We start from the raw sequence: 5,127 nt of genomic DNA, 5'->3' as shown, positions 1-5,127 counted from the left end.
GCCCGTCCTTGCCGTGCATTGGGGTCTGGATAATGCCGGGAGCGACCGCGTTGACCTTCACGCCGCTGGCAGCCAATTCCAGCGCCAGCGCACGCGTCGCCTGATTCAGACCGCCCTTGATCAGCACCGGCAGCACGGCAGGCACTYTCACGTTCGGGTTCAGCGCAACGCTGGCGGTAATGTTGACGATATGGCCCGACTTGTTGCCGGCCATGTGCGCCGCAGCGGCTTGCGATGGGTAGAAGAAGCCCATCAGATTGGTGCCAACGATGGTGTTCACTTCCTCTTCCGTGTAGGCGGTGATCGGGTTCGGAATGAAGACGCCGGCGTTGTTGATCAGGATGTCCACCTTGCCGAAGGCCTCGATGGCGCGGGCGAACAGCACGCGGGCAGTATCGGCCTTGGCGATGTCGCCGGCCACTGGCAGGAAGTTGGATGGCTTGCCCAGTTTGGCCGCGGCTTCCTTCAGGCGCTCCATACTGCGGGCGTTGCCGACTACGTTGTAGCCGCGCTTCAGGTAGGCTTCGGCGATGGCGAAACCGAGGCCGCTGGACGCTCCGGTTACGATGACTGTCTTCTTCATGAACTGCTCCTGTTTGATGTCGTTTGTGGCGTGTGACGCCGTTGAGATCAATATACTTTTGCGGCGGCGGTTGATAAATGGGACGTCATGCAAGACAATAAGTACATGATGTAATCAATCGGAGACTAAAAATGAAGCGCCAGTTCGACGACGTTCTTCTGGGGAGCATTGAGCTGTTCTGCATTGCGGCCGAATTGGGAGGCTTCACGGCCGCCGCCACTGCGGCCGGCGTAACGCCTGCTGCGGTCAGCCGTTCCGTGGCGCGGCTTGAGCAGCGCCTCGGCGTGCGCCTCTTCGTGCGCACCACGCGCCAGATCCGTTTGACCGATGAGGGACGCACCTATTTCGAGCAGTGCCGCCAGGCCTTGTCGCAACTGGCCGACGCCGAACGCCAGGTTACCGGCGGCCAGGCCATGCCCGCCGGCCCGCTGCGGATCAGTGTGCCGACGCCCTACGCTCACTATCGTCTGCTGCCGTTGCTGGGCGAGTTCCGCACCAGGTATCCCGAAGTGACGCTGGACATCCACGTCAGCAACCGTAATATCGATTTCGCGGACGAAGGCTTCGACCTCGCGATCCGTGGCCGCACGCCGCCGGACTCCAGCCTGGTCGCGCGCAAGCTGGAAGATGCGGAACTGGTGCTGGTCGCATCGCCCTCGTATCTCAAGCGTGCCGGCCGGCCCAAGTCTCTGCAGGACTTGCCGAAGCATGAGTGCATCCAGTTCGAACTGCCCAGCACAGGCAAGCGCATTCCCTGGCTGTTCATGCAAAACGGCGAAGTGGAAGAACTGGCCCTGCAGAGCGGCTTGTGCTGCGCGGAGGATGTTTTGGGCATCACGACGCTGGCGCGCACCGGCGCCGGCATCGCGCAGAACTATCGCTTCATCGTCGAGCAGGATCTGGCGCGCGGCGATCTGGTGGAGCTGCTGCCGGAACATGGCGGCGCTTCGCGTCCCTTCTTCCTGCTCTACCCGCACGCACGCCACCTCTCGTTGCGGGCGCGGACCTTTGTGGAATTTCTGGTCGGCCWTCTGCATAAACCGGCGGAAGCTGCGCCGTCCCGGCGTAAGAAAGCGGCCGCCTAATTTTTGCGCAGCGATTTTTTCTTCAGTTAAATCAGGTATTTAGTTTTCAGACCAGGGCATTGTTAACAGACTTGTCCACAGAAACCGTTAACAACTTTGGGATTTGGTACACTGCGCCCTTTTGATAGTTGAAAGCCCATGATGGAACTGCGCGGCTGGGCGCTGCAATGCCTGCTTGAACCCGATCCTTCCGCCAAAGTGGCAGCCGTTGCAGAGATGGCGGCAGCCAGCGCGGATGGACGCTGCACGCTCGACACTGCGATGACGCTGGAATCGTCCGGCACGATTCCCGGCCGCCCTGCCTGCCCCGAACTGGTGGCGCCAAAGCTGGTCGGCCGCCGCTCGATGGTGACGGTGGAAGGCCGCGCGATGCTGGTCCACGCGCTCGCCCACATTGAGTTCAACGCAGTGAACCTGGCGCTGGACGCGATCTGGCGCTTCCCCGGCATGCCCGATCAGTTCTATCTCGACTGGCTGCGCGTGGCGAAGGAAGAGGCTTATCACTTTTCGCTGCTGTCGGCGCATTTGCGCACGCTGTGCTTCGCGTACGGCGACTTCTCTGCCCACGGCAGCCTGTGGGAGATGGTCGAGAAGACCACCGGCGATGTGATGGCGCGCATGGCGCTGGTGCCGCGCACGCTGGAAGCACGCGGGCTGGACGCCATTCCACCGCTACGGGCCAAGCTGGCGCAGGCGGGCGATGAAGCGGCGGCGGCGATCCTGGACATCATCCTGCGCGATGAGGTGGGCCACGTCGAAATCGGCAACCGATGGTACGCGCTGCTCTGCGGCCAGCGCGGTCTCGATCCGATTACGACTTACGATGACCTAGTCGTCCAGTACAAAGCGACCGTGCGCGGCCCCTTCAACATGGAAGCCCGCCGCCGCGCAGGCTTCACGGAGGCCGAACTGGCCGCCCTGCGCGAAACAACGTAGGGCGGATCATCGATCCGCCAGGCGCACAGGTACTACAGCGCCATTCCACCCGATGCCTCAATACGCTGTCCGTTGACCCAGCGGTTATCCTCCGACAGCAGGGCGGCAACCATCGGCCCAATATCGTCCGGCAGTCCGACGCGGCCTAACGCCGTCATGTCCGCCACGCGTTTGTTGAGATCCGGGTTGTCGCGCACCATGCCGCCGCTGAAGTCCGTGGCAATCGCGCCGGGAGCCACCGTGTTGACGGCGATGCCGCGCGCGCCGAGTTCCCTGGCGAGATAGCGCGTCAGCACTTCTACCGCGCCCTTCATGGACGCATACGGCGCACTGCCAGGGATCGTGATGCGGGTTAGCCCGGTCGACACGTTGACGATCCGGCCACCATCGTTCAGCAGCGGCAACAGCTTCTGTGTCAGGAAGAACACGCCTTTGAAGTGGACGTTGAAGAGATGGTCAAGATCCTCCTCGGTCGTTTGCTCGATGGAGGCATGGTGCGAGGTGCCGGCGTTATTGACCAGATAATCGAACCGTTGCGCACCCAGCGTCGCCAGCGCCTGCTGCACCTGGCGCACGAAGCCATCGAAGACGCTGGCATTGCCGGTATCGAGTTGCAGAGCGACGGCCTTTTGTCCGGCCTCCTCCACCAGCCGCGCCACGGCCTCGGCCYCCGCCTGATTCGAGTGATAAGTGAAGATTGAGCTGACGCCGCGCTTTGCCAGATTGAGCACAGTATTGCGCCCCAGACCACGGCTGCCGCCAGTTACGATTGCGATTTTCATGCACAGACTCCCAGTAAAGAAACTGGGGAAAGTCTAGGGAATTCGCGCAAATGGCGGAATGTCCAATCTGACCCCGTTCTTGCCTATTCCTGTACAGCGGTCTAGCATGCGGGTCGTGGAGGATACGATGTCACTGGTTGAACTGGTCAGGCAATATACGGAGCGGCAATCGAACGCGAGCCCTTGGCACACGCCCATCAGGGGCTTGATGATCCTGCGCTCGGACCACGAAAAGATTCCTGCGCATCTGGTATTCAAGCCTGCGCTATGCGTAACCGTCCAGGGTGGCAAGTGGACGACTTTTGGCGATCAGCGCTTCGATTACGGCGCCGGCCAGGCGCTGGTTGTCAGCGTGGAGATGCCGGCCGTCAGCCGCGTGGTGACCGCCAGTCCGGACGAGCCCTATCTCGGCGTGATCATCGAGTTTGATCTTGGCCTCATGCGCGAAGTGCTGGAATCGCTCGATGCGCCGCCCGCCGGGACCGGCGAGGCGATCGGCCGCGGTGTCTTCGTCACCGATTACGAGGGTCCGTTGGCAGACTGCGTGCTGCGCCTGGTGCGCCTGCTCGATACGCCACGGGCCATTCCCGTGCTGTCGCCGCTCATCATGAAGGAAATCTGCTACTGGCTGCTGGCCGGGCCGCACGGTGCGGAGGTCGCGCAGGTGGTGCTGGCTTCGAGCCATGTGCAGCGCGTGGTCAAGGCGATCCATGTGCTGCGCAATCAGTTTGCGGAGGCTGTCAGCATTGATGATCTGGCGGCGGTTGCGCAAATGAGCGCGTCGGCCTTTCATCGACAGTTCAAGGCATTGACGTCGATGACGCCCTTGCAGTACCAGAAGCAGCTGCGCCTGATGGAAGCGCGCCAGCTGATGGTCAGCGGCGCGGCCAATGCGGAAACCGCGGCGTACCAGGTCGGCTACGAAAGCCCGTCCCAGTTCAGCCGCGAATATACGCGGATGTTTGGCGCGCCTCCGCGCCGCGATATCGAGTCATTACGGCGGATCGGATGATCCGCCCTACCTCCTGCGAGTCCTCGTAGGGCGAATCATTAATCCGCGTTCATGCGTCCAACGCAGGCCTCGTAGGGCGAATCATTAATCCGAGTTCAGGCGTCCAACGCAGGCCTCGTAGGGCGGATCATTGATCCGCCGTTCAGGCGTCCAACGCAGCGCGGCCGAGTGCCGGGTCGTCGGTGAAGAAGCCGTCCAGCCCCGTCGCGAGGTAGCGGCGAATCTCGGCGATCGAGCCCGCCTCATTCCGCGCGTGATCGCCCGCATCGTTGCGGAAGTCCGCTGCCAGGAAATGATTCTCCGGACGGAAGGTCCAGGTCTCCAGGCGCAGCCCCGCCGCGTGAGCATCCGCCACGATCGGCAGGGGCTCGGCCAAGCGCCCATCCTTCCGCAGCGGAATCACGCCACGGGTCGGCGGCGCAACCACGTCCGCATACCTGGCGATCTCGCGCAGACCCGCCGGTGTGCACATCTGCCCATAAGTCAGCGCGCCGCCAGCAGCCACGACGTCGCGTGGACGAATATCGCCGACAGCCACCAGCTGCATCAGGCGCACATTGGCGCGCCTGCCCAGCTTCTCGCGTACATACTTCAGGTTCGCGATTTCGAACGACTGAATCTCCACCGGTGCGCGGCGCGTGTACTCGTGCGCCGCAAGCGTGGCGATGAAACGGTCTTCCAGCGGCAGGCCGACACCCGCGAAGTAAGTGGAACTCTTCAGCTCAGGAA

At 62.6% G+C, this 5,127-nt stretch carries 6 protein-coding genes; 3 read left to right on the top strand and 3 right to left on the bottom strand.

What is annotated here, in order from left to right; all coding sequences use genetic code 11:
• Positions 1-583: SDR family NAD(P)-dependent oxidoreductase (locus tag AB4Z11_RS22475; RefSeq protein ID WP_442027782.1), on the bottom strand; the 583-nt coding region annotated here is incomplete at its 3' end.
• 131 nt (positions 584-714) lie between these two features.
• On the opposite strand from AB4Z11_RS22475, the gene AB4Z11_RS22470 reads away from it, so the two are divergent.
• Complete coding sequence (locus tag AB4Z11_RS22470) at positions 715-1,668, top strand: LysR family transcriptional regulator (protein ID WP_442027781.1); 954 nt, start codon at positions 715-717, stop codon at positions 1,666-1,668.
• Between the two features lie 141 nt (positions 1,669-1,809).
• Positions 1,810-2,604: a ferritin-like domain-containing protein gene (locus tag AB4Z11_RS22465; RefSeq protein WP_442027784.1), complete on the top strand. Its 795-nt coding sequence runs from the start codon at positions 1,810-1,812 to the stop codon at positions 2,602-2,604.
• A 32-nt stretch (positions 2,605-2,636) separates the two neighbouring features.
• On the opposite strand, the gene AB4Z11_RS22460 is transcribed toward AB4Z11_RS22465, so the two are convergent.
• The gene (locus AB4Z11_RS22460; RefSeq protein ID WP_442027779.1) at positions 2,637-3,386 is read right to left on the bottom strand and encodes an SDR family NAD(P)-dependent oxidoreductase; all 750 of its coding nucleotides are present in this window, start codon (positions 3,384-3,386) and stop codon (positions 2,637-2,639) included.
• 106 nt (positions 3,387-3,492) lie between these two features.
• On the opposite strand from AB4Z11_RS22460, the gene AB4Z11_RS22455 reads away from it, so the two are divergent.
• Entirely contained in the window at positions 3,493-4,398 is a 906-nt protein-coding gene (locus AB4Z11_RS22455) for an AraC family transcriptional regulator N-terminal domain-containing protein (RefSeq protein ID WP_442027783.1), read from the top strand.
• 142 nt (positions 4,399-4,540) lie between these two features.
• Here AB4Z11_RS22455 and AB4Z11_RS22450 read toward each other — a convergent pair.
• Positions 4,541-5,127, bottom strand: a 587-nt coding sequence (locus tag AB4Z11_RS22450) for a glycerophosphodiester phosphodiesterase family protein (RefSeq protein WP_442027778.1), incomplete at its 5' end; no start/stop codon positions are given.

The sequence above is a fragment of the Pseudoduganella sp. RAF53_2 genome (genome assembly GCF_052113985.1).
In the GTDB taxonomy this organism is placed as follows: Bacteria; Pseudomonadota; Gammaproteobacteria; order Burkholderiales; family Burkholderiaceae_D; genus Rugamonas.
The sequence above is the reverse complement of the archived record's forward strand: the minus strand, read 5'-3'. Positions and strand labels throughout refer to the sequence as shown.